Raw genomic sequence first — 25,690 nt, 5'->3', positions numbered from 1 at the left:
GGTGACGCAGCGCGATGACTTCATCCAGAACCCCTGACGCGGCGGCGCTTGCGAGGCGCGTGCTCCAGTTGATCGATCTCACGTCGCTGAACGACGGCGACGACGAGGCCGCGATCGGCACGCTGGTCGGCTCGGCGAACACGCCGCTCGGCAGGCCGGCGGCGCTGTGCATCTACGCACGGCTCATCGGCGCCGCGCGCGGTGCCCTCGCGGCGCAGGGCTTCTCGCTGCCGATCGCGACCGTCACGAACTTCCCGTCAGGCGCGCCGCTGCCGGATGCGGCGGCACGAGAGACGGCCGAGGCCGTTGCGCTCGGCGCCGACGAGGTGGACGTCGTGCTGCCCTACCGCGCGCTCATCGAGGGCGACGCGCTCATCGCCCGCGAGCTGGTCGCGCAGTGCCGCGCAGCGGCCGGCAGGCGCTGCCTCAAGGTGATCCTCGAAACCGGCGAGCTGCGCGAGACCCATCTGATACGGCAAGCAAGCGAAATCGCGATCGAAGGCGGCGCCGACTTCATCAAGACCTCGACGGGCAAGGTCGCGGTCAACGCCACGCTGGAAGCGGCCGAGGTCATGCTGGACACGATCCGGCAGGCGGGGCGTCCGGTCGGCTTCAAGGCCGCCGGCGGCATTCGCACTGTCGACGATGCGGCGGCCTACCTCGCGCTGGCGCAACGGATCTGCGGCGAGGGCTGGGCCACGCCGGCCACGTTCCGCTTCGGCGCTTCCGGCCTGCTCGGCAATCTGCTGGCGTCAGCCGGGCATGTCGATGGCGATCGGCCATCCCCTTCTTACTGATTACTGAGGACCTCGCCATGCTGCTACCTCAAGAATTCATCCGCAAGAAGCGCGACCGGCAGCCGCTCGCCGCCGACGAGATTGCCGCGTTCATGCGCGGCGTGGCCGACGGCAGCGTCACCGACAGCCAGATATCGGCGTTCGCGATGGCGGTCTACTTCAACGACCTGAGCGTCGCGGAGCGCGTGGCGCTGACTCACGCGCAACGCGACTCGGGACGGGTGCTCGACTGGCGTGCGCTGGATCTCGACGGGCCCGTCATCGACAAGCACTCGACGGGCGGCGTCGGCGACCTGACCTCGCTGCTGCTCGGCCCGATGGTGGCGGCGTGCGGCGGCTATGTGCCGATGATCTCGGGGCGCGGGCTCGGCCATACGGGCGGCACGCTCGACAAGCTGAACGCGATCCCCGGCTACGACACCGCGCCCGACACCGCCCGATTCCAACGCGTGGTGCGCGAGGTGGGCGTCGCGATCATCGGACAGACCGACGAGCTCGCGCCGGCCGACAGGCGCATCTATGCGGTGCGCGACATCACGGCGACGGTCGAGTCGATCGCGATGATCACGGCGTCGATCCTGTCGAAAAAGCTCGCTGCGGGCCTGCAGGGCCTCGTGATGGACGTGAAGACCGGATCGGGGGCGTTCATGCCGACGTTCGAGGCGTCGGCCGAGCTGGCGCAGAGCATCGTCGACGTTGGCAACGGGGCGAGCATGAAGACCGTCGCGCTCATCACCGACATGGATCAGCCGCTTGCGCCGTGTGCGGGCAATGCGCTCGAAATCGCGTGCGCGATCGACTACCTGGCCGGCCGGGCCCGGCCCGCGCGTCTCCATGAAGTGACGATGGCGCTCTCGGCGCAGATGCTGATCGTCGGGGGGCTGAGCCCGGATGAAAGCACGGCGCGCGCGAGCTTGCAGGCGGCGCTCGATTCCGGCGCAGCCGCGCAGTGCTTCGCGAGGATGGTGGCGGCGCTGGGGGGGCCCGCCGATCTGCTCGATGCGCCTGGCCGGCACCTCGCCGAAGCCCCGGTGCGGATCGCCGTGCCGGCGCCCGTATCGGGCACGGTGGAGCGCATCGATTGCCGTGCGCTCGGGATTGCCGTCGTCGGGCTCGGCGGCGGCAGGACACGGCCGCAGGACCCGATCGACTACGCCGTCGGCCTGTCCGATATCGCGCCGCTCGGCCAGCACGTCGAAGCGGGTGAGCCGTTATGCGTCGTTCATGCCCGCAGTGCCGAGGCGGCGGCGCGGGCGGCGGCGGAAGCCGTCGACGCGTACGTGGTCGGGGAGGGCGCCGCCGCGTTGCCGCCAACCCTCCATCGTTTCGTGCAATAAGCCGACAAGGAGTGAACCCCATGCGCGCGGTCGTACTCGTTCTCGATTCGCTCGGCATCGGCGCGACGCCCGATGCCGGCCGCTTCGGCGATGCCGGCGCCAACACGCTCGGCCACATCGCGCGATGCTGCGCGCTAGGTCACTGCGACACCGGCGGCCGCCGCGGACCGTTGCGTCTGCCCGAGCTCGAACGTCTGGGCCTCGGACTCGCGAGCGAGCTCGCTGCGGGCGGGCTGCCGGCGGGCATGTCCGCGGCTGCGCCGCTCATCGGCGCGTTCGGCGCGGCGCGCGAGGTCTCTTCGGGCAAGGACACGCCTTCGGGCCACTGGGAGATGGCCGGCGTGCCGGTGCGGTTCGATTGGGGCTACTTCAGCGACCGCACACAGAGCTTTCCAGCCGAACTGCTCGACACGCTCGTCGAGCGAGGGCGCCTGCCGGGCTATCTCGGCAACTGCCACGCGTCCGGCACGGAGATCATCGCGGCGCTTGGCGAAGAGCACATGAAGAGCGGCAAGCCGATCTTCTATACGTCGGCGGACTCGGTGTTCCAGATCGCGGCTCACGAGCAGGCGTTCGGCCTCGAACGGCTCCATGCGCTGTGCGAAATGGCGCGCGAGGAAGTCGACCGGTACGGCATCTGCCGCGTGATCGCGCGGCCGTTTATCGGCGACGCGCCCGCGAGCTTCGAGCGCACCAGCAACCGGCGCGACTACGCGGTGCCGCCGCCGGCGCCCACGGTGCTCGAGAAGCTGGCGAGCGCAGGCGGCGAGGTGATCGCGATCGGCAAGATCTCCGATATCTATGCGGGCGCGGGCGTGACGCGGAAGATTCTTGCGAGCGGCCTGCGGCCGCTCTGGGACGCCACGCTGGCCGCCACGCGCGATGCGCCCGATTTCGGCATCGTGATGACCAATTTCGTCGACTTCGACCAGAACTACGGCCATCGCCGTAACGTGGCAGGCTATGCGGCGGCGCTGGAGGCCTTCGACGCCTGGCTGCCGGAGATCTACCCGCTGCTGCGCGCGGACGACCTGCTGATCCTGTCGGCCGACCACGGCTGCGATCCGACTTGGCCCGGCTCCGATCACACGCGCGAGCATGTGCCGGTGCTCGTGTACGGCGAGCGCGTCGAGCCGGGCAGCCTGGGCGTGCGGGAGTCGTTTGCGGACATCGGCCAGAGCCTGGCGGCGTGGTTCGGACTGGAGCCGTTTCCCGACGGCACGGCGTTTGTGGGTTCCGGGGCGGCGGCGCGAAGTGCGCGGCCGATTGACTAACGAAGAGGACAGGTATGGACCAAAGCGAATTGATCGGCGAGGCGAGGGCGGCGCGCGAACAGGCGTATGCGCCGTATTCGCGCTTCAAGGTGGGCGCGGCGCTGCTGGCGCGCGACGGAACCGTGTTTCGCGGCTGCAATGTTGAAAACGCGTCCTACGGGCTCTGCAACTGCGCGGAGCGCACGGCGCTGTTCTCGGCGATCGCGGCGGGCTACCGGCCGGGCGATTTCGCCACGCTCGCCGTGATCGGCGATACGCCCGAGCCCATTTCGCCCTGCGGAGCATGCCGGCAGGTGATGAGCGAAATCGGCACCCCGGCGCTCGAGGTCGTGCTTGCCAACCTGCACGGCGCGGTGCAGGTGACGAGCGTGGATGCGTTGCTGCCGGGGGCGTTCCGCTTGTAGACGCAGCGCGTCTATCTCGCCCGCAGATCCCACAGCGCATCGAGCACGTGCTGCGTGGACCGCTCGATGTCCCCCGTCCGATGCGCCACGCCCAGCTCGCGCCACAGCGCCGGCCGCAGCGGACGCATGACGATGCGCGTATCCGGCTCCGGCGTGCTCGCCTCATGCGGCAGTAGCGCCGCGCCATAACCCGCCGCGACGAGACTCTTGATCGCGTCGTTGTAGTTGAGCTCGATGCGCGGCGCCGGATGATGCCCGGCGCTGGCAAACCACTCGTTCGTCAGGCGCGACAGCCGCGTGCTCGCGTCGTTGAGAATCAGCGGCCGCGCGGCGAGCCAAGCCGCCGTGACGCGCGCCGGGCACGGCCAGTCCGCGGGGATGAAGGCCATCACGGGATCGCGCCGCCAAGGCCGGATCACGAGTCCCGCCACCGCCGGCTGAGGCAGTGCGACCAATCCCACGTCGAGTGTTCCTTGCGCGAGCCGGTTCAACGTGTCGTGCGATGTCAGCACGGCAATCTGCACGTCGATGTCGGGATGATGCTGCCGCAAACGCGAGAGAGCTTGCGGCAGCAGATGCGCGATCGCGCCGGTCGACGCCCCCAGCCGCACGCGTCCGGCGAGCCCCTGCACCTGGCGCTCGACATCGTCCAGCGCCGACTCGACATCCGACAGCAGCCGGCGCGCGCGCTCCAGCAGCACCTCGCCGATGGGCGACGGCCGCACGTGTCCGCGCTTGCGCGACAGAAGCGGCGCGCCGATGCGGCTTTCGAGTTCGGCAATGTGCAGGCTGACGGTCGGCGGCGCGAGGTGCAGCGCCTGCGCGGCCTCGGCAAACGAGCCGCGGTCCGCAATGGCGACCAGGGTGCGCAGGCGGTCCAGGCTGATCTCTCGCATCGAGTGGCTCCGATTCCGATTCAGAAAAGCTGAATTTCATGGTCACGAAATTCAACTGTTTCAATTCTATCCGCCGGCGCAAGATACGGCCTCCAATCTCGTTGTCAGATCGCGTCAGCGCAAGCCGCGCTAGCGCTTGCGGAGGATGACCGGCATGAGCACCCCACTTGTTTTCATCGACGGCGACCAGGGCACCACCGGGTTGCAGATCCACGAACGCCTGCGCGGGCGCACCGACCTGCGCCTCGTCACGCTGCCGGCCGCGGAGCGCAAGGACCCGCGGCGGCGCGCCGAAGCGATCAACGATTGCGAGATCGCCATCCTGTGCCTGCCCGATGCAGCCGCGCGCGAGGCGGTCGGCTCGATCGTGAATTCCGGCGTCCGGGTGATCGACGCCAGTTCCGCGCATCGCACGCAGGCGGAGTGGACCTATGGCTTTCCGGAGATGTCGGAGGGGCAGGCGCAGCGGATCGCGAACGCGCAGCGCGTCACGAATCCCGGTTGCTATCCCACGGGGGCGATCGGCTTGCTGCGGCCGCTGTTGCAGGCCGGGTTGCTGCCGCGCGACTACCCCGTGAGCATTCACGCGGTGTCGGGCTACTCGGGGCGCGGGCGTGCCGGTGTGGAGGCGCATGAGGGGACCAACGCCAACGCTTCCCAGGCGATGCCGTTCCAGGTCTACGGCCTCGGGCTCGCGCACAAGCACACGCCGGAAATTCAATTGCACGCCGGGCTCGCGCGGCGTCCGTTGTTCGTGCCCGCGTACGGCGCGTTCCGCCAGGGCATCGTGCTCACCGTGCCGCTGGAGCTGAGGCTGTTGCCGCCGGGAATCGACGGTGCGCGGCTGCATGCGTGTCTTGCGAGTCACTATGCCGATGCGCGTTACGTCCGGGTCACGCCGCTCGCTGAAGCGCAGGCGTTGGCGCATCTCGATCCGCAGGCGTTGAACGGCACCAACGACCTGCAGTTAAGCGTATTCGCCAACGCAGAGCACGGGCAGGTACTGCTGTCCGCGGTGTTCGACAATCTTGGCAAGGGGGCTTCGGGGGCTGCGGTGCAGAACCTGGATCTGATGCTTGCATCCCGTCATGCAAGGGGCGATGGGGTCACGGCGCACAGGCTTTTTGCGCTTGCTCATCAGCTTCAGAGCCGGGATTGAATCGTCATTGACGGTTGAATGCCAGTCGTGTCCAAGTGACCCCCATGCTGCGGTTTGCGGACCGCGTCCTACCCTCAATCCCAGCCGGGATACCCGCCCTGCGCGGGATAGCCGTAGCCATAGCGAACGGTGTACACGCGCCGATAGTGCGGAGCCCAGTAAGCGGGCCGGTAGACCGGATACGCAACCGGACGCGCAATTGTCACCACGGGCTGCATGACGGCTTGAACCGGCGGTTGCGGCACGTATGCGGCCTGCGCGTAAACCGGCACGTATTGAATGGTCTGCTGTGGAGGAGGGGGCGGCGGTGGTTCATACGCCTCTTCCTGGTACGCAGGTTCCTGATACTCCTGCGTGACTTCTGTGTAAGCGGGAGCGGCGGCGTACTGAGGAGCCGGTTGATAGCGCACTGGTTGGGGTGGTGGGGCAGGCGGCGCGTATTGCGGTTGCTGGTACGCCTGCTGATACTGCGGCTCGGCCTGGGGCTGCTGCAGCGGGCGTTGCGCAACCTGCGTTCTTGGCACCGGCTTGACTTGCGCACCTTCGCCGGGCGGTACACCCGCGGGCAGCGGCGGCATCAATTGCGACGAGGCTTGCTGCGGCGCGGCCTGTTGTGACGCAACCTGTTGCGGCGGATGCTTCAACTGGTCGCGCAGCGACGCGTACGTCTCGGCATCTTCCTTCGCGCGGGCGTTGTAGCCGTTGTGATAGGCGTCGCTGAGGTCTTTCATGCGCGCGTGGTTCTCTTCGTCGGCCGTCATGCGCTCTTCGCCTGGATCGAGCGAAGCGTCGGTCACCCCGCCGTTGTCGTAGGCGGCAGACGGACCGTCGGCGCGCGCCGGCGCCGTATGCAGCATGCCGATCGACGAGACAAGCGCTATCGATAGCCCGAGCGCCAATTTCATTCCCATGGTTTCACCTCGCTTCGCTGTGCGACGACGGGAATGGGTGACCGGCGACCGCCGGATGCCGTCCAGGCTGCGCCTCAACCTTCTATTCCGCCGCGTCCCTGCGATATCGGCGATTTTCTTTAGGTCTTGAGGACGAAATGAGCGACTAGGGGAATCTCCCGCGTGCAGCCGAGGCTCGACCGAAGGCGGCTTGATGCAAGGGCTGCATTAAGTGTTTTACACATGGAGAGTCAATGGCATGCGGCATGCGGCATGCCAGACACCGCACGCCATCGCCCATCAAACGCCGCGCTTGAACGCCGTGAAGATCAAGCGCAAGCCGAGCGCGGTGATCGCCCCGGCCGCGACGCGGTCGATCCACGTCTTCGAGTTCAAATAGACCTCACGCGGACGCCGGCTCGAGAAGCACAGGGCGACCACGGTATACCAGCCGGCTTCGATCGTGAACACGGCGGGCGGAAGGATGAAGTAGCACCAGAGCGGCGGGTGTTGCGGCAGCATCGCGGCGAAGATGCTGCCGTAGAAAATCGCCGTCTTCGGGTTGCTCAACTGGGTGCTGAGCCCGATCCAGAACGACTTGCGGGCGTCGCCGCGGCCCGCCGCGCGCTCGCCCGGAAACGCGAGCGGCGCCGATGCCCCGAGCCAGATGCGCGACGCGATATAGATCAGATACGCGCCGCCCGCCACCTTGAGGCCGGCATACAGCCACTCGACCGATTGCAGCAGCGAGTAGAGGCCCACCAGCGCGAGGCTGCTGAAGCAGACCCCGCCGATTCCCATCCCCATTGCCGTGGCGAGCCCATCGCGCCGCGACAGGCCGATGGCGTTCCTCGCCACCATGATGAAGCTCGGTCCTGGGCTCATGGCTCCGACCAGCAAGGTTGCGAGGATGGTTGCGATCGCGGTTGCAGCGTTCATTCGGCGTCTCCAGGCAAACGGCGGAAAGGGGAAATTGAGCTCGCCATTCTGCGCCTGGCGACCATCAGCCTGCCAGCAACACTGCGAGGAGTAAGCATTTGGAAATATCTAGTTGAGAATAATTCTCATTAATCGTATCATCCGGCCCCTCGAAACTTACAATTTCTGAACGGGGGGGGGATATGAAAGGTCGCCGACAGCGCGGCGGACGCCGGCGCATGGCGCGTCTCGCATCGCTGATCCTGTCGCGAGGCTTCTTGCTCGCCGCCGCGAGCAGCGCGTCGGCGCAGGATGCCGCGACGCCGCCGGCCGCCGCCTCGGCAACGGCGGAGGCGGCGGACACGGGCCACACGCTCGCGGAAGTCACCGTGCAGGGGGCGCGGCCGGTGGAGGAAGTCGGCTACCAGCCGCGGCGAGCCTCGGTGGCGACGCGCACCGACACGCCGCTCATCGACGTGCCGCAAGCCGTCAACGTGGTCACCGAGCGATCGATCGAGGACCGAGCCCCCGGCAGCCTCGCCGACGCGCTTGCCGCCGTGCCGGGCGTGCGCATGGGCAACACGCTCGGCGGCACGCAGGACGCCATCGTCAAGCGCGGCTTCGGCGACAACCGCGACAACTCGATCCTGCGCGACGGCATGCAGTCGGTCCAGCCGCGCAATTTCACGCCGACCACGGAGCGCATCGAGGTGCTGAAAGGGCCGGCGTCGATGCTGTACGGCATCCAGGACCCGGGCGGCCTCGTCAACGTGGTGACGAAGAAGCCGCAGCTCGAAGCCGCGCACAGCGTCTCCGGCTTCACGAGCAGCGATGGCGGGGGCGGCGCGCAGGTCGACCTGACCGGCCCCATCGGCGCCTCGGGGCTCGCCTATCGCTTCATCGCCGACCACCAGCGCGTCGACTACTGGCGCAACTTCGGCGAGACGCGCCAGGACGTGATCGCGCCGTCCCTGGCCTGGTACGGCCGCGACACGACGGTGCTCGTCGCCTACGAGCACATGAGCTACTCGGTGCCGTTCGACCGCGGCACGATCATCGATACGCGCACCGGCAACCCGGTCGCGATCCCGTCGGCGGAGCGCCTCGACGAGCCCTACAACGTCTCGACGGGCCGCTCGGACGCCGTCAACCTGCGCATCGACCACAAGCTCGCGCAGGACTGGACCGTGCACTTCGGCTACGGATTCAACCGCGCTTACTACAACGACTGGCAGGCGCGCGTGCTTTCCGCGAACTTCGCGACGGGCGTGCTGACGCGACGCGTGGACTCGACGCGGGACGCCACGCAGACCGTGCACAACCTGACGTTGAACGTCGAAGGCAAGGTGCGGATCGCGGGCTTTGCCAACGACATCCTGGCGGGCGTCGACTACATGCACAACTACCGGCTGCTCGGCGACCTTTATCGGAGCAAGAGCAGCACGGCATTCAATATGTACGCGCCGGTATACGGTCTGCTGCCGCAGACGAGCACGCTGTCGAACGCGGACAGCGACCAGACCGACAAGCTGATCGAGCGCGGCGCCTTCATCCAGGACGCGCTGCATCTCGGCGAGCGCTGGATCGTGCTCGGCGGCCTGCGCTACGAGTCGTTCGACGAGCTCACGGGCAAGGGCCGGCCGTTCGTGGTCGGTTCGCACACGAACGCAGGCAAGGTCGTGCCGCGCGCGGGCCTCGTCTACAAGATCGATCCGAACTGGTCGCTGTACGGCAGCTATAGCGAATCGTTCAGGCCTAACACGTCGATTGCGCAGCCGATCGGCGACCTGCCGCCCGAACAAGCGAAAGCCTGGGAGATCGGCTCGAAATACCAGTCGCGCAGCCTCACCGCGAGCGTCGCGCTCTTCGACATCCACAAGCGCAACATCCAGACGACGGAGACCATCAACGGCGTCAACTTCACGCGCAACGCGGGGCGTGCGTATTCGCGCGGCGTCGAGCTCGAGGCGAACGGGCGGCTGACCGACGCATGGAGCGTGATCGGCAGCTATGCGTACACGGAGGCGCGCTACCAGGACGATCCGAAGATCGCCGGCAACCCGCTGCCGAACGCGCCGAAGCACGAGGCCGCGCTCTATCTGACGCGCGATTTCGGCGTGATCGGCTCGGGGCCGGTGAGCGGGCGGCTGCGGGCCGGCGGGGGCGGCCGCGTGTTCAGCAGCCTCGCGGTCGGCGACGGCACGGGCAAGGTCTATCACCTGCCGTGGGGACGCGTGGCCGACGCGTTCGTCGCCTGGGAGTCGCGCATTTTCGGGCGGATGATCGACTGGCAGCTCAACGTGAACAACCTCTTCAACTCGACCTACTACACGTCGAGCTGTTGCACGGGCCTGCCGTTCGTGACGAGCGGCGCGCCGCGCGAGGTCAGGTTCAGCGGAAAGCTCGAGTTCTGATCGGGCCGCCCGGCGCGGTCGACCGGATTGGGTATACAAAATCCGGTCGACCGCATACCACGTATGCCACGCGCGTTAATTTCCGCTTGACGGGCTTAAATTGTTCAACAATATTGATTGTGTTGTTGAACAATTTTGTCGTTTCCGATCACCCTAACAGCCCGTCACGACCATGCGTTCATCCTCCCTTTTGCACCTTTCGCGCCTTGCGCGCAGCGCCGCCGCGGTTTTCGCCGTCGCTCTTGTCGTCCCTTGCCTGCCCGCCGAGGCCGCCGCGCCGCCGACGATCGCCGCCGGCGCGCTCACGATCGGCTCCGACCTGACCTACCCGCCGTACGCGTTCATGAATGGCGACAAGCCGGCAGGCCTCGACCCCGACTTCATGGCCAAGCTCGCCGCCCATCTGCAGCTCAAGCCCGTATTCGTCGATACGCGCTTCGCCAACCTGATCCTGAGCATCAATTCGAAGCGTATCGACGTGATCGCGTCGGCGCTCTACGTGACGCCCGAGCGCGCGAAGCAGATCGACTTCGTGCCGTACTTCAAGACCGGCGGCTCGTTGATGGCGCTCGCGGGCGGCGCGTTCAAGCCCGCCACGCCCGACGATCTCTGCGGCAAGCGCGTCGGGTCGATCAAGGGCGCGTCCTGGATTCCGAAGCTTGCAGCCGTCAGCAAGGATGTGTGCGCGCCGAAGGGCTTGGCCGCAATCGACGTGCGCGAGTTCGAGACCTCGCCGCAGGCCGCGCAGGCGCTGCTCGCGCACGCGGTGGATGCGCAATTCGAGGATTCCGCCGTCGCCAAGATGACCGTCGACAAGATGAACGGGCGGCTGGCGATCACCTCGGCGACGCAGCTGTTCCCGGTGGTGGTCGGCCTTGGCGTGCCCAAGAGCGATCCGGCGCTGTTCGCCGCGCTCAAAGAGGCGCTCGGCGAGATGCGCCAAAGCGGTGAATACGCGGCGCTGCTCAAGCAGTACAACGTGGCGGAGCCGACGGGCGCGGAAGCCGCGCAGGCGCTCGGCGCGGCCGTGCAATAACGCAGGCCGGCGAAGCAAGGAAGCGCGATGATCTTCGATTGGCACTATGCGTTCTCGCTGCTCGCCGACCGGGCGTTCTGGTCGGCGTCGTGGCTCGTCGTCGAGCTGAGTCTCGCAGCCTGGCTGATCGGCATCGTCGCGGGCTTCCTGCTGGCGCTCGGCAAGCAATCGGCCATCGCGCCGCTGCGTCTTGCCTGCACCGCCTACGTCTGGTTCTTCCGCAGCCTGCCGCTGCTCGTGCTGCTGATCTTCGTGTTCAACCTGCCGCAGGTGGCGCCGGCGGCGAGCGGCGTGCTGTCGAATCCGTTCTTCGCCGGCTTGATCGCGCTTTCGATCAGCGAAGCGGCCTATATCGCCGAGATTCATCGCGGCGGGCTGCTCGCGGTCGCGAAAGGGCAGGTCGAAGCCGGCAAGGCGCTGGGCTTGCGCTATGCGGGCCTGCAGCGGCTGATCGTGATGCCGCAGGCGTTTCGTGTCGCGCTGCCCGCGCTCGTCAACGAGTACGTCACGATCGTCAAGCTGACCTCGCTCGTGTCGGTGATCTCGCTGGCCGAGATCCTGCTCGTCGGCGAACGGTTCTATACGCAGAACTTCAAGGTGCTGGAGACGATGCTGGCCGTCTCCTTCTACTACGTGCTGATCGTCACCGTGTTCGGGCATCTGCTGAAGGCGCTGGAGAAGCGTCTCGACGTGACGCGCCGCAAGCCGGCGGCGCTCGGGACGGAAGCCGTCGAACTCGCCGCCGGCGCGGACGCGCCGCTCGCCGCCTCGAGCCGCAATGGCGTCGCGCTGGAGGCCGCCTGCATCCGCAAGCGCTACGGCGATCACGAAGTGCTCAAGGGGATCGATCTCACGGTGCGCGCGGGCGAAGTGGTCTCGCTGATCGGGCCGTCAGGCTCGGGCAAGACCTCGCTGATCCGCACCTTGAACGGCCTCGAAACGCTCGACGACGGCGAAATCCGCCTGCACGGCGCGCCGTTCCTCTGGGGCGAGCGCGGCGGCCGCAAACGCGTGTCTTCGCGCGATCACATGCGCGGCATCGTCGATATCGGCATGGTGTTCCAGAGCTTCAACCTGTTCGCGCATCGCACCGTGCTCGACAACGTGACCCTCGCGCCGCGCTATCACGGACGCGGCAGTGCGAGCGAGCTGCGCGCGCTCGGCATGCAGCTGCTCGCCAAGGTGGGCCTGGCCGCGCACGCGCACAAGTATCCGCATCAACTCTCGGGCGGGCAGCAGCAGCGCGTCGCGATTGCGCGTGCGCTCGCGATGCGGCCGTCCATCGTTTTGTTCGACGAGCCGACCTCGGCGCTCGACCCCGAGCTTGTCGCCGAAGTCCTCAAGGTCATCGAGCAGCTCGCGAAGGAAGGCATGACGATGGTGATCGTCACGCACGAGATCAAGTTCGCACTGCGGATTTCGGATCGCGTCGTGTTCCTGGAAAGCGGTACGATCGTGTCGGATACGCCACCGGAAAGCCTGGTGGCGCTCGACAAGGATTCCCGTATCTCCCGCTTTCTCAAGGACGTTCACTTCGCATGACGCCAGCCGATTCGACGCCTTCCGTGGCCGACGCCGCGGTCCAATCCGAACTCTCCGTCACTGATCGCATCGTTGCGCAGATCCGGGACGAGATCATCCAGGGCAACCTCGCGCCGGGCACGGCGCTCGTCGAGAACGATCTGACGAATCGCTACGACGTGTCGCGCAACACGTTGCGCGAGGCGCTGCGCCAGCTCTGCCGCGAAGGGCTCGCGGTGCATTACCGGCATCGCGGCGTGGTCGTGCGCACGCTCACGCGCGCCGACGTGCGCGACATCTTTCGCGTGCGGCGCGCGCTCGAGCTGCAGGCGGTGGCACAGCCCGACACGCCCGACGCCAGCGTCCTGCAGGCGATGTTCGAAGCGTGCGAGTCGTCGGAGGCTGCGGTGTTGCGCGAGGACTGGCGCAGTGTCGGCACGCACAGCCTGATCTTTCATCAGCACATCGTCGAGCTGCTGGGCAGCCCGCTCATCGACCAGTTCTTCCGCACGATCCTCGCGCAGCTGCGGCTGATGTTCGCCGTCGCGCCCGACGAGGCGCGCTTCCAGACGCCATGGGTCGAGCGCGACCGGCAGATCCTGGAGCTGCTCGCGGCCGGCGAAAGGAAGCGCGCGACGGCGCGCCTGACCGATTACCTCAAGCGCTCCGAGGATGCGCTGCTCGATTTGCTCTGATTTCTGCAACGTTGCGGTAGGTGTTGCGCGTTGCGCTTTTCCCCCGACAAGGACATCGAACATGCTCAACTATCCTGCCGCCTATCAAGTCACCAAGGGCTCCGCGCTCGACGTGGACCGCGACTTCTACCGCCGCATCGCGTCGCGGCACGAGACGCGCACGCTCGTCGAATCGATCGTCGTGCCGATCCGCTCGGGCCAGGCGTGGACAGTGCCGGCCGGTCACGTGTTCCGGATCGTCACGATCGAAGGTCCCCAGGTCGCCGACCTCAACATGTGGAATCTCCACAATCCGCGCGAGCGCTTCTGGGCGTCGCGCACGCGGCAATTGCAGCAGGCGCACGTGAGCACGTTCGACCGCCTGTGGTCGACGCTGCCGTTCCTGCGCCCGATGGTGACCATCACCGACGATTCCCTCGCCGGCTACGGCATCGACGAGCACGGCGGCCGCGTGCACGACCTGCTCGGCACGCGATGCGATCCGTACGTGAACCGGATGCTGACGGGCGAGGATTTTCATTTCCACTGCCATTCGAACTTGACGCGCGCGATCCTGCCATACGGTCTCACAGAGTTCGACGTGCACGACGTGCTGAACGTCTTCCAGTGCACGGGCCTCAATCAGGACGACCAGTACTTCATGAAGGCTTGCCCGGCGAAGAAGGGCGACTACCTGGAGTTTTTTGCGGAAATCGATTTGCTGTGCGCGCTTTCGACGTGCCCGGGCGGCGACTTGTCGCTGCCGATGTGGGGGCCGGATGCGCGCGATCCGCTCGAAGTGTGCCGGCCGCTCGGCATCGAGGTCTACCGGCTCGCGCCGGAATTGCTCGATGGGTGGAAGTCGCCGGAGGTGGCCGCGTATCGGGGGCTGCACGGGCTGAAGGTCGATGTGCCCGATTGGAAGACGTGCTGCTGAGACCTGCCGGGAAGACGAAAGGTGCGCGCGCAACGATCGGTCGCGCGCTCCTTGCCACCCTCACGAGAGCATATCGAGCAGCCGGTACCACGCGACCCCGGCCCCGATATAGAACCGCTGCAACCCATGCAGCGGAATCGGCCGGATCGGCGTGACGTCAAACGGAAACGGCGTGCCGGCGTCGCCGCACAGGCGCGCGGCGAGATGCTTGCCGAGCGTCGTTGCCATCGCGATCCCCCGGCCGTTGTAGCCGAGTGCGATCGCGAGTCCCGGAGCCGGCTCATGAACGTGCGGCAGGAAATCCGCCGTGATCGCGACGCGCCCCGCCCATCGATATTCGTATTCGACGCCTTTGAGTTGCGGATACATCAACGCGGCGGCGCGCTCCAGATGCGCCCAGTCGCTCGCCGCGCGCGGCTCGCGGAACGGGCCGCGGCCGCCCATGAGCAAGCGGCCTTGCGCATCGCGGCGGAAGTAGAGCAGCAGGCGGCGCGAGTCGGACGCCACTTCGCCGCCGGGCAGGATGCCGTCGCCGATTTCCGGCGCGAGCGGTTTCGTGGCGACGATGAAGCTGTTCGCCGCGATCACCGATTGCCGCAGGCCAGGCCATAGCGAGCCGCTGTAGCCATTGGTTGCGATCACAACCTTCTCGGCGTAGATCGTCGCGCCGCCCGCCGTCGCGATGCGCCACGCGCCCTCGGCGCGCGATAGCGCCGCGACCGGCGTGCCGCCGTGCACGGCGGCGCCGAGGTTTTGCGCCGCGCGCACGAGGCCGCGCACATAGCTGAGCGGCTGGATGCTGCCGGCGCGCGGATCGACCCAGCCGCCCGCATAGCTGCGCGTGCCGAGCCGCTGCGAGACTTGCGCGGCGTCGAGCAATTCCACCGGCACGCCGCGCGCTTCCCACTGACGTGCGCGCTTCGTGACCGCTTCGAGTGTCTTGCCCGACGGCGCCGGCTGTATCCAGCCGCGCTGCCGCGCATCGCAGTCGATCTGGTATCGATCGATCAAATCGAACACGGTATCGGCCGCGCGCCCGATCGTGTCGACGAGCAGGTTGCCCGCCGCCTCACCGTAGCGCGCGACGAGTTCCTCAGGGTCGTATTTGAGGCCGGGGATCACTTGCCCGCCGTTGCGGCCCGATGCGCCCCAGCCCGGCTGCGCCGCATCGAGCACGCAGACGCTCACGCCGCGTTCGGCCAGATGCAAGGCTGTCGAGAGGCCCGTGAAGCCGGCGCCGACGATCGCCACGTCGACGTGTTTCGAATCGCGCAAGGGCGGCGCAGGGGGCGCGGCAGAAGCCGTCGCGGCCCACAGCGAAGCGGGCAGCGCGGCGTCTGCTGTGACTTCGCTCATGTTGGATCAGCGCTTGCGGCGGCAGTATGTGCACCGCCGGAGGTGAGAAGCCGGCGCAGGAACTCCTGCGTGCGCGGATGCTGCGGCTTGCCTAGCACGTCGCGCGCCGCGCCGCTTTCGCAGATCGCGCCGCCGTGCAGGAAAGAGACGCGGTCCGCGACCTCGCGCGCGAAGCCCATCTCGTGCGTGACGACGATCATCGTCATGCCGTCGCGCGCGAGCGCGCGCATCACGTTGAGCACTTCGCCGACGAGCTCGGGATCGAGCGCGGAAGTCGGCTCGTCGAACAGGATCGCCTGCGGCTCCATCGCGAGCGCCCGCGCGATCGCGACGCGCTGCTGCTGGCCGCCGGACAGCTCGGCCGGATACGCGTTCATGCGATGCGAGAGGCCGACCTTGTCGAGCAGCTGCCGCGCCTGCTCGCGCGCTTGCGCCGGCGGAACGCGCTTCACGAACACCGGACCTTCCATCACGTTTTCGAGCGCCGTGCGATGCGGGAACAGGTTGAAGCGCTGAAACACCATGCCGACCCGCATGCGCAGCTCGTGAATGTTCTTCGCGCGCGTGTCGACGCGCATGCCCGCGATCGTGATCGCGCCTCCGTCGTAGGTTTCGAGGCCGTTGATGCAGCGAAGCAGCGTCGATTTGCCCGAGCCCGACGGCCCGATCAGGCACACCACCTCGCCCGCGTTCACCGTGAGGCTCACGCCCTTGAGCACCTCGTGGTCGTGAAAGCGCTTGTGTACCGCGTGGATCTCGATCATCGCGTCTTCCTCACGCCGAACATGCTTTCGAGCCGGTTCACGCCGAACATCAGCGGCAGGCTCAGCACCAGATAGAGCAGGGCGACGAGCGTGAACACCGTCATGTTCTGGAACGTCGACGACGCGATCAGCTGGCCCGCGCGCGTCATCTCGGCCACGGTGATCGTCGAGGCGACCGACGAATCCTTGAGCATCATCACGAGCGTGTTGCCGTACGGCGGCAGCGCGATCCTGAACGCCTGCGGCAGCACCACGCGGCGCATGATGAGCGGGCCTTTCATCCCGATCGATTGCGCCGCCTCGATCTGCCCGTGGTCGATCGCTTCGATGCCCGCGCGGAAGTTCTCGGCCTGATAGGCGGAGTAGGCGATGCCGAGCCCGATCACGCCCGCCTGGAGCGCCGAGAGCTGGATGCCCATGTCGGGCAGCACGAAGTAGATGTAGAAGAGCTGCACGATGATCGGCAGACCGCGGATCAGGTTGACCACCGTGCTGCCCGCAACGGACACCGCGCGATGCTTCGACACCTTCAAGAGCGCGAGAATCAGCCCGAGCACCGAGCTGAGCACGAACGAGCAGATCGTGATCTCGACCGTGACAATGGCGCCCTTCAGCAGCAGCGGCAGAAACTCGATGGCGTTCTGCAGGAACATCGCGTCACTCCATGTGCCATTTCTGCAGGATCGCTTGCAGCGAGCCGTCGGTCTTCATCTTGCGGATCGCGGTGTTGAGCTGGTCGAGCGTGGCGGCGTCGCCCTTGCGCACGACGAAGCAGACCTGGCCCTTGACCGTCGGCTGGTATTCCTTCACGAGGCGCACCTGCGCATTCGCGCCGTGCTCGAGCTGGTACGCGATGATCGGCTGGTCGCCGAAGCCGGCCTTGATCCGGCCGAGCGCGACATCGCGCATGATGTCGGCCACCGAATCGTAAGTGCGCACTTCCTTGAAGATGCCTTTCTTGTTCAGCGCGTCGACGAAGGCGGTGCCTACCTGCGCGCCGACCACCTGGCCCTTGAGGTCGTCCATCGACGCGTAGTGGCCGGTGTCGTCGGCCTTCACCATGAGCCCTTCGCCGTACGAGTAGACGGTGTCGGAGAAATCGACGATCTGCTGGCGCGCGGGCGTCTTGAGCATCGCAGCCGAGATGATGTCGATCTTCTGCGTGGTCAGCGAAGGGATCAGCGCGGAGAACACGCTCTGCTGCACGTCGACCTGGAAGCCCGCTTCCTTGCCCGCCGTCGTGATCGCGTCGACCATCATTCCCTGGATCGCGCCCGACTTCACGTCGAGGAACGTGAACGGCACGCCCGTGGCCGTCGCGCCAACCTTGTAGGTCGGCTCGGCGCCCGCGGCCATCCCTGGCGCGGCGGCGATCAGAAGGCTGGTTGCAAGGCCGGCGGCGAGGCCGGCGACGCGCTTGACGAACGGAACCATACGAATCTCCACAGTGAGGGACAGGGGCACAGGGCTAGCCGCCAGCTGGCCAATTTCGACCGTGATTCGATGGTATACGAGTCAAAAAAATCGCAAGAAGATTTTTGTGTATCGATATTCGATACGATATGATGGGGAATCGAACTCAATCGGACTGACCATGGGCGCGCCTGCCGACGACACCTCCACCGATCTCCTCTTCAACCAGTCGCTCGAAAAAGGGCTCGCTGTGCTGCGCGCGTTCAGCGCGAAGCGGCGCACGATGACGCTCGCGGAGGTCGCCGAGGCGACGTCGATCACGAAGAGCTCGGCGCAGCGCATGATCTATACGCTCGAAAAGCTCGGCTACGTGAGAAAGCATCCGCTCACGCGGCGCTACCAGCTCACGCCGCGCGTGATGCAGATCGGCTTCAACTATCTGGCGGCGGATACGCTGATCGACGTCGCCAATCCGTTTCTCTCGGAGCTCACCAACCTGACCGGCGAGACCACGAACCTGACCGAGCCCGACGACGACGAGATGGTGTATGTCGCGCGTTTCGTGTCGACGAAGTTCGTGCCGATCCACATGCCGATCGGCAGCCGGATTCCGATGTTCTGCACGGGGTCGGGGCGTGCGTACTTGAGCGCGCTGCCGCCCGATGAAGCGAGCGCGCGCTTGCAACTGATGGAGTTGAGAACGTTCACGCCGCGCACGCTGACGAGCCTGGAGGCGATCGAGGCGCAACTGGCCGACGCGCGCCGCAACGGCTACGCGACCAATCGCGAAGAGCTGTTCATCGGCGACATGACGATCGCGGCGCCGGTGCTGGGAAGCCAGGGGCGGCCGGTGGCGGCCGTGCACGTGGTGGCGCCGACGAGCCGCTGGAGCTTCGAGGAAGCGCAGCAGCGGCTTGCGCCGGCGGTGATCGATTGCGCGCGCGGAATCAGCAATTCGATCCGCACGCTGGAGTGATGGACTGCGTTGCCGATTACTTGCGCAGCGAATCCAGATCGATGACGAAGCGGTACTTCACGTCGCTCTTGAGCATGCGCTCGTAGGCGTCGTTGATCTTCTGCATCGGGATCATCTCGATGTCGGCGGTGATGCCGTGCTCGCCGCAGAAATCGAGCATCTCCTGCGTCTCGGCGATGCCGCCGATCAGCGAGCCCGCGAGACGGCGGCGCTTGAAGATCAGGTTGAACACCTGCGGCGACGGATGATCGTGCTCCGGCGCGCCGACGAGCGTGAGCGTGCCGTCGCGCTTGAGCAGGCCGATGAACGGGTTCAGGTCGTGCTGCGCCGCCACCGTGTTGACGATCAGGTCGAAGCTGTTGGCATGCGCGGCCATCTCGCCGGCGTTCTTCGAGATCACCACTTCGTCTGCGCCGAGGCGCTTCGCGTCTTCGACTTTCGAGGCGGACGTCGTGAACAACACGACGTGCGCGCCCATCGCATGCGCGAGCTTCACGCCCATGTGTCCGAGGCCGCCGAGGCCGACGATGCCCACTTTCTTGCCCGGACCCGCACCCCAGGTGCGCAGCGGCGAGTAGGTCGTGATGCCCGCGCACAGAAGCGGTGCGACGCCGGCAGGATCGAGATTAGGCGGCACGCGCAGCACAAACTCTTCGTCGACGACGAGATTGGTCGAGTAGCCGCCGTAAGTGTTCTCGCCCGTGATGCGATCCGGGCCGTTATACGTGCCGACGAAACCATTTTCGCAATACTGCTCGAGGCCTTCGGCGCAGCTCGCGCACGTGCGGCACGAATCGACGAGGCAGCCCACGCCGACCAGGTCGCCCACCTTGTACTTCGTCACTTCCGGACCGATCGCCGTCACGCGGCCGACGATCTCATGGCCGGGAACCACCGGATACACGGCGTTTTTCCACTCGTTGCGAGCGGTGTGCAGATCCGAGTGGCAGACGCCGCAGAACAGCACGTCCATCTGCACATCGTGGTCGCGCAGATCGCGACGCTTGAATTCAAAAGGAGCCAGCGGCGACTTTGCGTCGGCGGCGGCATAGGCATGGGTCGTGTTCATGAAGTCTCCAGCTGAGAGAAAAATGCCGAGAGGCGCTGCTTTCGAAGAAGCGCGCGCCGTGGAGCATAGTTGAAGTTCCGATTACTTGCTTGGTCTGCCTTCGATCGGATATCCGGGGTCGGTATAGCCGGGCGTCGAGGCATGTCCTGGCGATACGAGGCTGTCTGCGAACTGCTCGTCTTCCGCATCGAGCCGGAGTTTCAGCGCATCGACGTAGCTGTCCCAGTGCGCTTCCGTGCGCGGTCCGGCGATGGTGGAACTGACGAGGCGGTTCTTGAGCACCCATGCGAGCGCAAAGGCAATCGACGTCGTGCCGCGCGCCGCCGCGTGCGCCGCAACCTTCTGTGCGACGGCAAGCGACTCCGGACGCCATTCCGTCTGCTGGATGCGCTTGTCGCCGCGGCCGGCGCGCGAGCCGGCGGGCGGCGGCGCATCGACGGCGTACTTGCCGGTGAGCACGCCGCGCGCGAGCGGGCTATACGGCACGACGCCTACGCCGTAGTGAGCGGCGGCCGGCAGGTGCTCGACTTCCGCAGTGCGGTCGACCATGTTGTAGAGCGGCTCGCTCGCAACCGGACGGTCGATGCCGAGCTGATCCGCCAGCCGCACGATCTCGGCGATGCGCCAGCCGCGAAAGTTCGACACGCCGAAATAGCGCACCTTGCCCTGGCGGATCAGGTCGCCGACGGCGCGCACGCCTTCTTCCATCGGCGCATCGGTGAGCGCGCGGTGGAAGTAGAGGATGTCGACGTAGTCGGTGCCGAGGCGCTTCAGGCTCGCGTCGACGGACTGGTGGATCCACTTGCGCGACTGGCCTTGCTCGTTCGGTTCCGCGCCTGGCCCGGCCGGGAAGCCGAATTTCGTCGCGACGACCCAGCGGTCGCGGCGGCTCGCGATCGCGCGGCCCACGATTTCCTCGGAACGGCCGGCGTGATAGACGTCGGCGGTGTCGATGAAGTTGATGCCTTGATCGAAGGCTTTGTCGATGATGCGCTTGGCGGTGGGCTCATCGGTCTCGCCGCCGAACATCATGGCGCCCAGGCACAGCGGCGACACCTTGAGGGCGCTGCGGCCCAGGTAGCGGTAATCCATCGTCTGTATCTCCATGCAGGCTTGCGCCTGCCGTTCGTTCACGCCGGAGATGTTAAGGACGATGGCCTTCGGCGATAAAGCCCGACAAACCGCATGTGGTTATGAGCAGCATTCATGAGTGATGCGCTCATGGCGCTCAAGGCCGGTAGCGCAGTGCGTCGATCACGAGGGCCAGCGCACGCGAAGACTGGCGGCGGCTCGGGTAATAGACGTGGTAGCCGGGGAAGGTCGCGACCCAATCTTCCATCACCCGTCTGAGGCGTCCGGCGGCGACATGCGGCTCGACCAGGTCCGCCGGCAAGTAAGCGAGGCCGAATCCGGCCAGCGCCGCATCGAGCATGTGGTAAGTGCCGTTGAAGATCAACTGGCCGTCGACGCGCACTTGCAGCGCGCGCTTGCCCTTCTTGAGCTCCCACGCGTAGAGCGAGCCGCGCGTCGGCAAGCGCAGATTGATGCAGTCATGCGCGACAAGCTCTTCGGGCTTGACCGGCGCCGGGTGTTTCTTCAAGTAGGAAGGCGCGCCGACGATCGCCATGCGCACGTCGGGCGAGATGCGCACGGCGATCATGTCCTTGGCGACCTGGTCGCCGTGACGCACGCCGATGTCATATCGTTCTGCGACGATGTCGGTCAGCCCGTATTCGTTGACGAACTCGACCTTGATGTCGGGGTAGTTGCGCAGCAGCTTCGACAGTCTCGGCCAGAGGATGGTCTTGATCACGTAGTCGATCGCGGTGATGCGGACCGTGCCCGCCGGCTTGTCGCGCATCTCGCTCACGGCGGCCAGCTCGGTTTCGATCTCCTCGAAGCGGGGCGCCAGCGCAAGGAGCAGACGCTCGCCCGCCTCGGTGGGGGAGACGCTGCGCGTGGTGCGCGTCAAGAGGCGCACGCCGAGACGGGTCTCGAGCGCGCGAACCGTGTGGCTCAGCGCCGATTGCGACACGCCGAGCTGCGCGGCGGCGCGCGTAAAGCTGCGTTCGCGTGCGACGGCGATGAACGCCAGCAGGTCGTTGAAGTTCTCGCGCGGCATCGGCGAATCCATGTCATATGAGTGCGCCGATCCTATCACCCTGGCGTGCGCCTTTGCTTTGGCAGTAGCATTGCTCGAAGTCCGGCAACCTTCACGAGGAGCGTCCCCATGATCACGTTTGACGACTTGAAGCAGTTGTTTCCCGAAGCGGACAAAGTGCCGGAGCAGGCAAGCCTGCCGTCGCCGATCCATCAACGTGTGTCGCTCGTCGATGGCGAATTGCGTCCGTGGGAGGGCCAGTGCAAGACGGTGCTTTCGCCGGTCTGCGTGCGTACGGCGGCTGGCGAGGTCGAGCAGGTGGAGATCGGCAGCTACCCCGTGATGGGCGAGCCCGAGAGCGATGCCGCGCTCGATGCGGCCGTGCGCGCCTACGACCACGGCCGCGGCGAGTGGCCGACGATGACGGTGGCGCAGCGCATCGCGTGCATGCAGGATTTCATCCGGCAAATGGTTGGGCGGCGCAGGGAGATCGTCAACCTCATCATGTGGGAGATCGGCAAGAGCGCGGCCGATTCGGCCAAGGAGTTCGATCGCACGGTCACCTACATGCTGCAGACGATCGACGCGCTCAAGGATCTCGACAACAGCAACTCGCGCTTCGTCATCAACGAGCACACGATCGGCCAGATCCGGCGTGCGCCGCTGGGCGTCGTGCTCTGCATGGGGCCGTACAACTATCCGCTCAACGAGACGTTCGCCACGCTGATCCCCGCCCTGCTGATGGGCAACACGGTGGTGTTCAAGCCGCCGCAATACGGCACGCTGCTGTTCGAGCCGCTGCTCGAAGCGTTCCGCACCGCGTTCCCCAAGGGCGTGATCAATACGATCTACGCGCCGGGCGCGGTCGTGGTGCCGCATATGCTCGCCTCGGGCAAGATCGACGTGCTCGCCCTGATCGGTTCGAGCAAGGTCGCCGATCACTTGAAGAAGCAGCATCCGAAGTCGCACCGGCTGCGCGCGATTCTCGGGCTCGACGCGAAGAACGCCGCGATCGTGCTGCCCGATGCCGATCTCGAGCTGACCGTGAAGGAGTGCCTGCTCGGCGCGCTGTCGTTCAACGGGCAGCGTTGCACGGCGCTCAAGATGCTGCTCGTGCATCGCTCGATCGTCGAGCCGTTCATCAAGCGCTTCGTCGAGGAATTGGCCAAGCTCAAGTTCGGCATGCCGTGGGAGGCGGGCGTGAATATCACGCCGCTGCCCGGCATGCATCGCACGGCATACATGACCGCGGCCATCGACGACGCCAAAGCCAAGGGCGCGAGCGTGGTCAACGAAGGCGGCGGCGTGTTCTGCAAGACGCTGTTCTATCCGGCCGTCGTCTACCCGGTGAGCGAAGGCATGATGCTCTATCGCGAAGAGCAGTTCGGGCCGTTGATTCCGGTCGCGCCGTTCGACGATCTCGAGACCGCGCTCGACTACGTGATCACGTCGGACCACGGCCAGCAGGTGAGCATCTTCGGACAGAACCCGGCGCAGATCGGCGCGCTCGTCGATCCGCTCGTCAACCAGGTGTGCCGCGTGAACCTGAACTGCCAATGCCAGCGCGGTCCCGATACGTTCCCGTTCGCGGGGCGCAAGGATTCTGCCGAAGGCACGTTGTCGGTGACCGATGCGCTGCGCTGCTTCTCGATCCGTTCGATGGTCGCGGCAAAGGAAACCGATGCGAGCAAGGCCTTGCTCGATGCGATCGTCAACGAGCATCAGTCGAAGTTCATCAACACTGGGTTCATTCTTTGACTTCGGCGCTTTGATGCCGTGTCGATGCAAAGGGCCGTTGCTTGGCGACGGCCCTTTGCGATTTTGAGGGCGCTGATGAAACGTATTGTGTTCACGATCGGATTGCTTGCGTCGAGCGTGGTGCTGGCGGCCGGATTGCCGCCTGAGGTCGTCAAGCTCATCCCGAAGGGCTTCGAGGTGCTGAGCTATGCGGCAGGCCCGCTCGACGACGGCAAGCGGCCCGGCTATCTGGTGGTCGTGCATCGACACGTCGACACGCGCGGCGAGCCGTCGCCTCGCCCGCTTTTGATCGTCACGCAAAATCCCGGCGGCACGTTCAAACTTGCGGCGCGAAACGATGCGGTCGTGATGCACGCCGACGATGCCCTGCAGTGCGACCCCTTCACCGATAACGGCGACAGCGGGCTCGCGATCAAGGACCGTTACTTTACGGTTCAAAACGAAGTGGCGTGCGGCCAGCATTGGAGCGACTACATCACGTTCCATTACGACGCCGGACGGCGCGACTGGCTGTTCCACAAGGAAATCGTGCAAAGCTCGCATTTGGGCGACGATCCGAATGGCGATGCGCTGCAAGCAGACCCTGCCAAGGTCACCAAGGCCGACAGCAAGCATCCGGTGACGTTCGGACAATGGCGTCCCGAAGACTGGTGCCGCGAACACAAGAACGACCCGGCGTGCCGGTAACCTTGCATACCTATAAGGTATGAATGCAGACCGAATCGGTGTTGGACCGATTCGCTTGCGGCTCTTAGTATGGTCTGCATGAGACAGGAGCAAGCCGCATGTCTGCAACCCCTTTGAAAATCGATGCCGTCGAGACGATTCTCGTCGACGTCCCCACGATCCGCCCGCACAAGCTGTCGGTCGCGACGATGCATTGCCAGACCCTGGTGCTCGTCGGTGTTCAATGCTCTGACGGTATAACAGGCTGGGGTGAGGCGACGACGATCGGCGGGCTCGCCTATGGCGAGGAAAGCCCCGAAAGCATCAAGACCAACATCGACACCTACTTCGCGCCGACGCTCAAAGGCATGGACGCCACGCGTCCGGGCGCGGCGATGAAGCGCCTGCGCACGCTGTTCCAAGGCAATCGCTTCGCGAAGTGCGCGCTGGAAACCGCGCTCTACGACGCACAGGCGCAACGCGCCGGCGTGCCGCTCTCGGAGCTGTTCGGCGGGCGCGTGCGCGATGCGGTGGAAGTCGCGTGGACGCTCGCGAGCGGCGACACGCAGCGCGATATCGACGAAGCGCAAACGATGCTCGACAAGAAACGCCATCGCATCTTCAAGCTCAAGATCGGCGCGCGCGCCGTCGCGGACGACGTCGCGCATGTCGCCGCGATCAAGTCGGCGCTCGGCGGCCGCGCCGAGGTGCGCGTCGATGTCAACCAGGCGTGGAGCGAGGCGGAGGCGGTATGGGCGATCGGGCGTCTCGCGGACGCCGGCGTGGATCTCGTCGAGCAGCCCATCGGCACCGGCAATCCGCGCGGGCTCAAGCGGCTCACGGCGCTTGCGCGCGTGCCGGTGATGGCGGACGAATCGCTGCATGGCCCGGTCGACGCCTTTGCATTGGCCAGCACGAAGTCCGCCGATGTCTTCGCGGTGAAGATCGCGCAATCGGGCGGCCTGAAGGGCGCGGCCGACGTGGCCGCGATCGCGCTCGCATCCGGCATCGACCTTTATGGCGGGACGATGCTCGAAGGCGCGGTCGGCACGATCGCATCGGCGCAGCTCTTCAGCACGTTCTGCGAGCTCAAGTGGGGAACGGAGCTGTTCGGCCCGCTTCTCTTGACCGAAGAGATTCTCGCCGAGCCCTTGCGCTATGAGAATTTTTCGCTGGCCCTGCCCGATGGACCTGGACTCGGCATTCGACTCGATTGGGAGCGGATCGGCCGGCTGCGCCGCGACGCGACTCGTGGCGCAAGCGTGGCGGCAAGCCGCTGACGCGACGGCACACATCCATATTGCAGCCCCAAGCGCATTGACATTGATTC

General features: G+C 66.2%; 24 protein-coding genes. 14 read left to right on the top strand and 10 right to left on the bottom strand.

Features of this window, described 5'->3' with window-relative positions:
- The first annotated feature begins 14 nt into the window (after window positions 1–14).
- The 4 genes from deoC to FAZ69_RS21680 are packed head-to-tail and all read left to right on the top strand — an operon-like array spanning window position 15 to window position 3,812.
- Window positions 15–797, top strand: a complete 783-nt coding sequence (deoC, locus tag FAZ69_RS21695) for a deoxyribose-phosphate aldolase (protein ID WP_136897153.1) — start codon at window positions 15–17, stop codon at window positions 795–797.
- 17 nt (window positions 798–814) lie between these two features.
- Window positions 815–2,134 carry a thymidine phosphorylase gene (gene deoA / locus FAZ69_RS21690; protein WP_136897152.1) on the top strand — a complete coding sequence of 440 codons (1,320 nt, stop codon included), beginning with the start codon at window positions 815–817 and terminating at the stop codon, window positions 2,132–2,134.
- A 20-nt stretch (window positions 2,135–2,154) separates the two neighbouring features.
- On the top strand, window positions 2,155–3,408 hold the full coding sequence (locus tag FAZ69_RS21685; RefSeq protein WP_136897151.1) for a phosphopentomutase: 1,254 nt from the start codon (window positions 2,155–2,157) through the stop codon (window positions 3,406–3,408).
- Window positions 3,409–3,422: 14 nt separating this feature from the next.
- Complete coding sequence (locus FAZ69_RS21680) at window positions 3,423–3,812, top strand: cytidine deaminase (RefSeq protein ID WP_136897150.1); 390 nt, start codon at window positions 3,423–3,425, stop codon at window positions 3,810–3,812.
- A gap of 11 nt (window positions 3,813–3,823) precedes the next feature.
- Here FAZ69_RS21680 and FAZ69_RS21675 read toward each other — a convergent pair whose 3' ends face one another.
- Entirely contained in the window at window positions 3,824–4,708 is an 885-nt protein-coding gene (locus FAZ69_RS21675; protein ID WP_136897149.1) for a LysR family transcriptional regulator, read from the bottom strand.
- 154 nt (window positions 4,709–4,862) lie between these two features.
- Between FAZ69_RS21675 and argC the strand changes: the two genes are divergently transcribed.
- Window positions 4,863–5,867, top strand: coding sequence for an N-acetyl-gamma-glutamyl-phosphate reductase (gene argC / locus FAZ69_RS21670; protein WP_136897148.1), 1,005 nt, complete (start codon window positions 4,863–4,865; stop codon window positions 5,865–5,867).
- A 74-nt stretch (window positions 5,868–5,941) separates the two neighbouring features.
- On the opposite strand, the gene FAZ69_RS21665 is transcribed toward argC, so the two are convergent.
- Both FAZ69_RS21665 and FAZ69_RS21660 read right to left on the bottom strand, forming a co-directional pair.
- On the bottom strand, window positions 5,942–6,778 hold the full coding sequence (locus FAZ69_RS21665; RefSeq protein WP_136897147.1) for a hypothetical protein: 837 nt from the start codon (window positions 6,776–6,778) through the stop codon (window positions 5,942–5,944).
- A gap of 279 nt (window positions 6,779–7,057) precedes the next feature.
- Window positions 7,058–7,696 carry a LysE family translocator gene (locus FAZ69_RS21660; protein ID WP_136897146.1) on the bottom strand — a complete coding sequence of 213 codons (639 nt, stop codon included), beginning with the start codon at window positions 7,694–7,696 and terminating at the stop codon, window positions 7,058–7,060.
- Between the two features lie 182 nt (window positions 7,697–7,878).
- Between FAZ69_RS21660 and FAZ69_RS21655 the strand changes: the two genes are divergently transcribed.
- The 5 genes from FAZ69_RS21655 (at window position 7,879) to FAZ69_RS21635 (ending at window position 14,257) form a co-directional block, all read left to right on the top strand.
- On the top strand, window positions 7,879–10,089 hold the full coding sequence (locus tag FAZ69_RS21655; RefSeq protein ID WP_240702394.1) for a TonB-dependent siderophore receptor: 2,211 nt from the start codon (window positions 7,879–7,881) through the stop codon (window positions 10,087–10,089).
- A 172-nt stretch (window positions 10,090–10,261) separates the two neighbouring features.
- Window positions 10,262–11,125 carry an ABC transporter substrate-binding protein gene (locus FAZ69_RS21650; RefSeq protein WP_136897145.1) on the top strand — a complete coding sequence of 288 codons (864 nt, stop codon included), beginning with the start codon at window positions 10,262–10,264 and terminating at the stop codon, window positions 11,123–11,125.
- A gap of 27 nt (window positions 11,126–11,152) precedes the next feature.
- A complete protein-coding gene (locus FAZ69_RS21645) occupies window positions 11,153–12,667 on the top strand; it encodes an amino acid ABC transporter permease/ATP-binding protein (RefSeq protein WP_136897144.1) in 1,515 nt (504 codons plus the stop codon).
- A complete protein-coding gene (locus FAZ69_RS21640; RefSeq protein ID WP_136897143.1) occupies window positions 12,664–13,341 on the top strand; it encodes a GntR family transcriptional regulator in 678 nt (225 codons plus the stop codon). The genes FAZ69_RS21645 and FAZ69_RS21640 overlap by 4 nt, the downstream gene beginning before the upstream one ends.
- A gap of 61 nt (window positions 13,342–13,402) precedes the next feature.
- On the top strand, window positions 13,403–14,257 hold the full coding sequence (locus tag FAZ69_RS21635) for an urea carboxylase-associated family protein (RefSeq protein ID WP_136897142.1): 855 nt from the start codon (window positions 13,403–13,405) through the stop codon (window positions 14,255–14,257).
- 60 nt (window positions 14,258–14,317) lie between these two features.
- Here FAZ69_RS21635 and FAZ69_RS21630 read toward each other — a convergent pair whose 3' ends face one another.
- Genes FAZ69_RS21630 through FAZ69_RS21615 form a run of 4 tightly spaced genes read right to left on the bottom strand, consistent with a single transcriptional unit; the run spans window position 14,318 to window position 17,811 of the window.
- Window positions 14,318–15,613, bottom strand: coding sequence for an NAD(P)/FAD-dependent oxidoreductase (locus FAZ69_RS21630; protein ID WP_136897141.1), 1,296 nt, complete (start codon window positions 15,611–15,613; stop codon window positions 14,318–14,320).
- A complete protein-coding gene (locus tag FAZ69_RS21625) occupies window positions 15,610–16,377 on the bottom strand; it encodes an amino acid ABC transporter ATP-binding protein (RefSeq protein WP_136897140.1) in 768 nt (255 codons plus the stop codon). The genes FAZ69_RS21630 and FAZ69_RS21625 overlap by 4 nt, the downstream gene beginning before the upstream one ends.
- Window positions 16,374–17,030 carry an amino acid ABC transporter permease gene (locus FAZ69_RS21620; protein WP_136897139.1) on the bottom strand — a complete coding sequence of 219 codons (657 nt, stop codon included), beginning with the start codon at window positions 17,028–17,030 and terminating at the stop codon, window positions 16,374–16,376. Before FAZ69_RS21620 ends, FAZ69_RS21625 begins: the two co-directional genes overlap by 4 nt.
- A gap of 4 nt (window positions 17,031–17,034) precedes the next feature.
- Window positions 17,035–17,811, bottom strand: a complete 777-nt coding sequence (locus tag FAZ69_RS21615) for an ABC transporter substrate-binding protein (RefSeq protein WP_136897138.1) — start codon at window positions 17,809–17,811, stop codon at window positions 17,035–17,037.
- 160 nt (window positions 17,812–17,971) lie between these two features.
- Between FAZ69_RS21615 and FAZ69_RS21610 the strand changes: the two genes are divergently transcribed.
- On the top strand, window positions 17,972–18,766 hold the full coding sequence (locus tag FAZ69_RS21610) for an IclR family transcriptional regulator (RefSeq protein WP_136897137.1): 795 nt from the start codon (window positions 17,972–17,974) through the stop codon (window positions 18,764–18,766).
- A gap of 16 nt (window positions 18,767–18,782) precedes the next feature.
- Here the strand turns inward: FAZ69_RS21610 and FAZ69_RS21605 are convergent, their stop codons facing one another.
- The 3 genes from FAZ69_RS21605 to FAZ69_RS21595 form a co-directional block, all read right to left on the bottom strand.
- Window positions 18,783–19,835: an NAD(P)-dependent alcohol dehydrogenase gene (locus FAZ69_RS21605; RefSeq protein WP_136897136.1), complete on the bottom strand. Its 1,053-nt coding sequence runs from the start codon at window positions 19,833–19,835 to the stop codon at window positions 18,783–18,785.
- Window positions 19,836–19,916: 81 nt separating this feature from the next.
- On the bottom strand, window positions 19,917–20,927 hold the full coding sequence (locus FAZ69_RS21600; protein ID WP_136897135.1) for an aldo/keto reductase: 1,011 nt from the start codon (window positions 20,925–20,927) through the stop codon (window positions 19,917–19,919).
- A 136-nt stretch (window positions 20,928–21,063) separates the two neighbouring features.
- Complete coding sequence (locus tag FAZ69_RS21595; protein WP_136897134.1) at window positions 21,064–21,957, bottom strand: LysR family transcriptional regulator; 894 nt, start codon at window positions 21,955–21,957, stop codon at window positions 21,064–21,066.
- Window positions 21,958–22,065: 108 nt separating this feature from the next.
- Here FAZ69_RS21595 and FAZ69_RS21590 point away from each other — a divergent pair, with 108 nt between their 5' ends.
- The 3 genes from FAZ69_RS21590 (at window position 22,066) to FAZ69_RS21580 (ending at window position 25,640) form a co-directional block, all read left to right on the top strand.
- The gene (locus tag FAZ69_RS21590) at window positions 22,066–23,694 is read left to right on the top strand and encodes an NADP-dependent glyceraldehyde-3-phosphate dehydrogenase (protein ID WP_136897133.1); all 1,629 of its coding nucleotides are present in this window, start codon (window positions 22,066–22,068) and stop codon (window positions 23,692–23,694) included.
- A 75-nt stretch (window positions 23,695–23,769) separates the two neighbouring features.
- Window positions 23,770–24,381, top strand: coding sequence for a hypothetical protein (locus FAZ69_RS21585; RefSeq protein ID WP_136897132.1), 612 nt, complete (start codon window positions 23,770–23,772; stop codon window positions 24,379–24,381).
- A 98-nt stretch (window positions 24,382–24,479) separates the two neighbouring features.
- Window positions 24,480–25,640: a muconate/chloromuconate family cycloisomerase gene (locus FAZ69_RS21580; protein ID WP_136897131.1), complete on the top strand. Its 1,161-nt coding sequence runs from the start codon at window positions 24,480–24,482 to the stop codon at window positions 25,638–25,640.
- Window positions 25,641–25,690 lie beyond the last annotated feature (50 nt).

It is taken from the genome of Trinickia terrae, assembly GCF_005144415.1.
GTDB classification, from domain to species: Bacteria; Pseudomonadota; Gammaproteobacteria; order Burkholderiales; family Burkholderiaceae; genus Trinickia_A; species Trinickia_A terrae.
Note: the sequence above shows the minus strand (reverse complement) of the source record. Positions and strands in the feature narration are given on the sequence as shown.

Bases quoted from the DNA above. Each gene is read 5' to 3' on its own strand.
- deoC (WP_136897153.1), top strand. From the start codon at position 15: ATGACTTCATCCAGAACCCCTGACGCGGCGGCGCTTGCGAGGCGCGTG.
- deoA (WP_136897152.1), top strand. From the start codon at position 815: ATGCTGCTACCTCAAGAATTCATCCGCAAGAAGCGCGACCGGCAGCCG.
- FAZ69_RS21685 (WP_136897151.1), top strand. From the start codon at position 2,155: ATGCGCGCGGTCGTACTCGTTCTCGATTCGCTCGGCATCGGCGCGACG.
- FAZ69_RS21680 (WP_136897150.1), top strand. From the start codon at position 3,423: ATGGACCAAAGCGAATTGATCGGCGAGGCGAGGGCGGCGCGCGAACAG.
- FAZ69_RS21675 (WP_136897149.1), bottom strand. From the start codon at position 4,708: ATGCGAGAGATCAGCCTGGACCGCCTGCGCACCCTGGTCGCCATTGCG.
- argC (WP_136897148.1), top strand. From the start codon at position 4,863: ATGAGCACCCCACTTGTTTTCATCGACGGCGACCAGGGCACCACCGGG.
- FAZ69_RS21665 (WP_136897147.1), bottom strand. From the start codon at position 6,778: ATGGGAATGAAATTGGCGCTCGGGCTATCGATAGCGCTTGTCTCGTCG.
- FAZ69_RS21660 (WP_136897146.1), bottom strand. From the start codon at position 7,696: ATGAACGCTGCAACCGCGATCGCAACCATCCTCGCAACCTTGCTGGTC.
- FAZ69_RS21655 (WP_240702394.1), top strand. From the start codon at position 7,879: ATGAAAGGTCGCCGACAGCGCGGCGGACGCCGGCGCATGGCGCGTCTC.
- FAZ69_RS21650 (WP_136897145.1), top strand. From the start codon at position 10,262: ATGCGTTCATCCTCCCTTTTGCACCTTTCGCGCCTTGCGCGCAGCGCC.
- FAZ69_RS21645 (WP_136897144.1), top strand. From the start codon at position 11,153: ATGATCTTCGATTGGCACTATGCGTTCTCGCTGCTCGCCGACCGGGCG.
- FAZ69_RS21640 (WP_136897143.1), top strand. From the start codon at position 12,664: ATGACGCCAGCCGATTCGACGCCTTCCGTGGCCGACGCCGCGGTCCAA.
- FAZ69_RS21635 (WP_136897142.1), top strand. From the start codon at position 13,403: ATGCTCAACTATCCTGCCGCCTATCAAGTCACCAAGGGCTCCGCGCTC.
- FAZ69_RS21630 (WP_136897141.1), bottom strand. From the start codon at position 15,613: ATGAGCGAAGTCACAGCAGACGCCGCGCTGCCCGCTTCGCTGTGGGCC.
- FAZ69_RS21625 (WP_136897140.1), bottom strand. From the start codon at position 16,377: ATGATCGAGATCCACGCGGTACACAAGCGCTTTCACGACCACGAGGTG.
- FAZ69_RS21620 (WP_136897139.1), bottom strand. From the start codon at position 17,030: ATGTTCCTGCAGAACGCCATCGAGTTTCTGCCGCTGCTGCTGAAGGGC.
- FAZ69_RS21615 (WP_136897138.1), bottom strand. From the start codon at position 17,811: ATGGTTCCGTTCGTCAAGCGCGTCGCCGGCCTCGCCGCCGGCCTTGCA.
- FAZ69_RS21610 (WP_136897137.1), top strand. From the start codon at position 17,972: ATGGGCGCGCCTGCCGACGACACCTCCACCGATCTCCTCTTCAACCAG.
- FAZ69_RS21605 (WP_136897136.1), bottom strand. From the start codon at position 19,835: ATGAACACGACCCATGCCTATGCCGCCGCCGACGCAAAGTCGCCGCTG.
- FAZ69_RS21600 (WP_136897135.1), bottom strand. From the start codon at position 20,927: ATGGATTACCGCTACCTGGGCCGCAGCGCCCTCAAGGTGTCGCCGCTG.
- FAZ69_RS21595 (WP_136897134.1), bottom strand. From the start codon at position 21,957: ATGCCGCGCGAGAACTTCAACGACCTGCTGGCGTTCATCGCCGTCGCA.
- FAZ69_RS21590 (WP_136897133.1), top strand. From the start codon at position 22,066: ATGATCACGTTTGACGACTTGAAGCAGTTGTTTCCCGAAGCGGACAAA.
- FAZ69_RS21585 (WP_136897132.1), top strand. From the start codon at position 23,770: ATGAAACGTATTGTGTTCACGATCGGATTGCTTGCGTCGAGCGTGGTG.
- FAZ69_RS21580 (WP_136897131.1), top strand. From the start codon at position 24,480: ATGTCTGCAACCCCTTTGAAAATCGATGCCGTCGAGACGATTCTCGTC.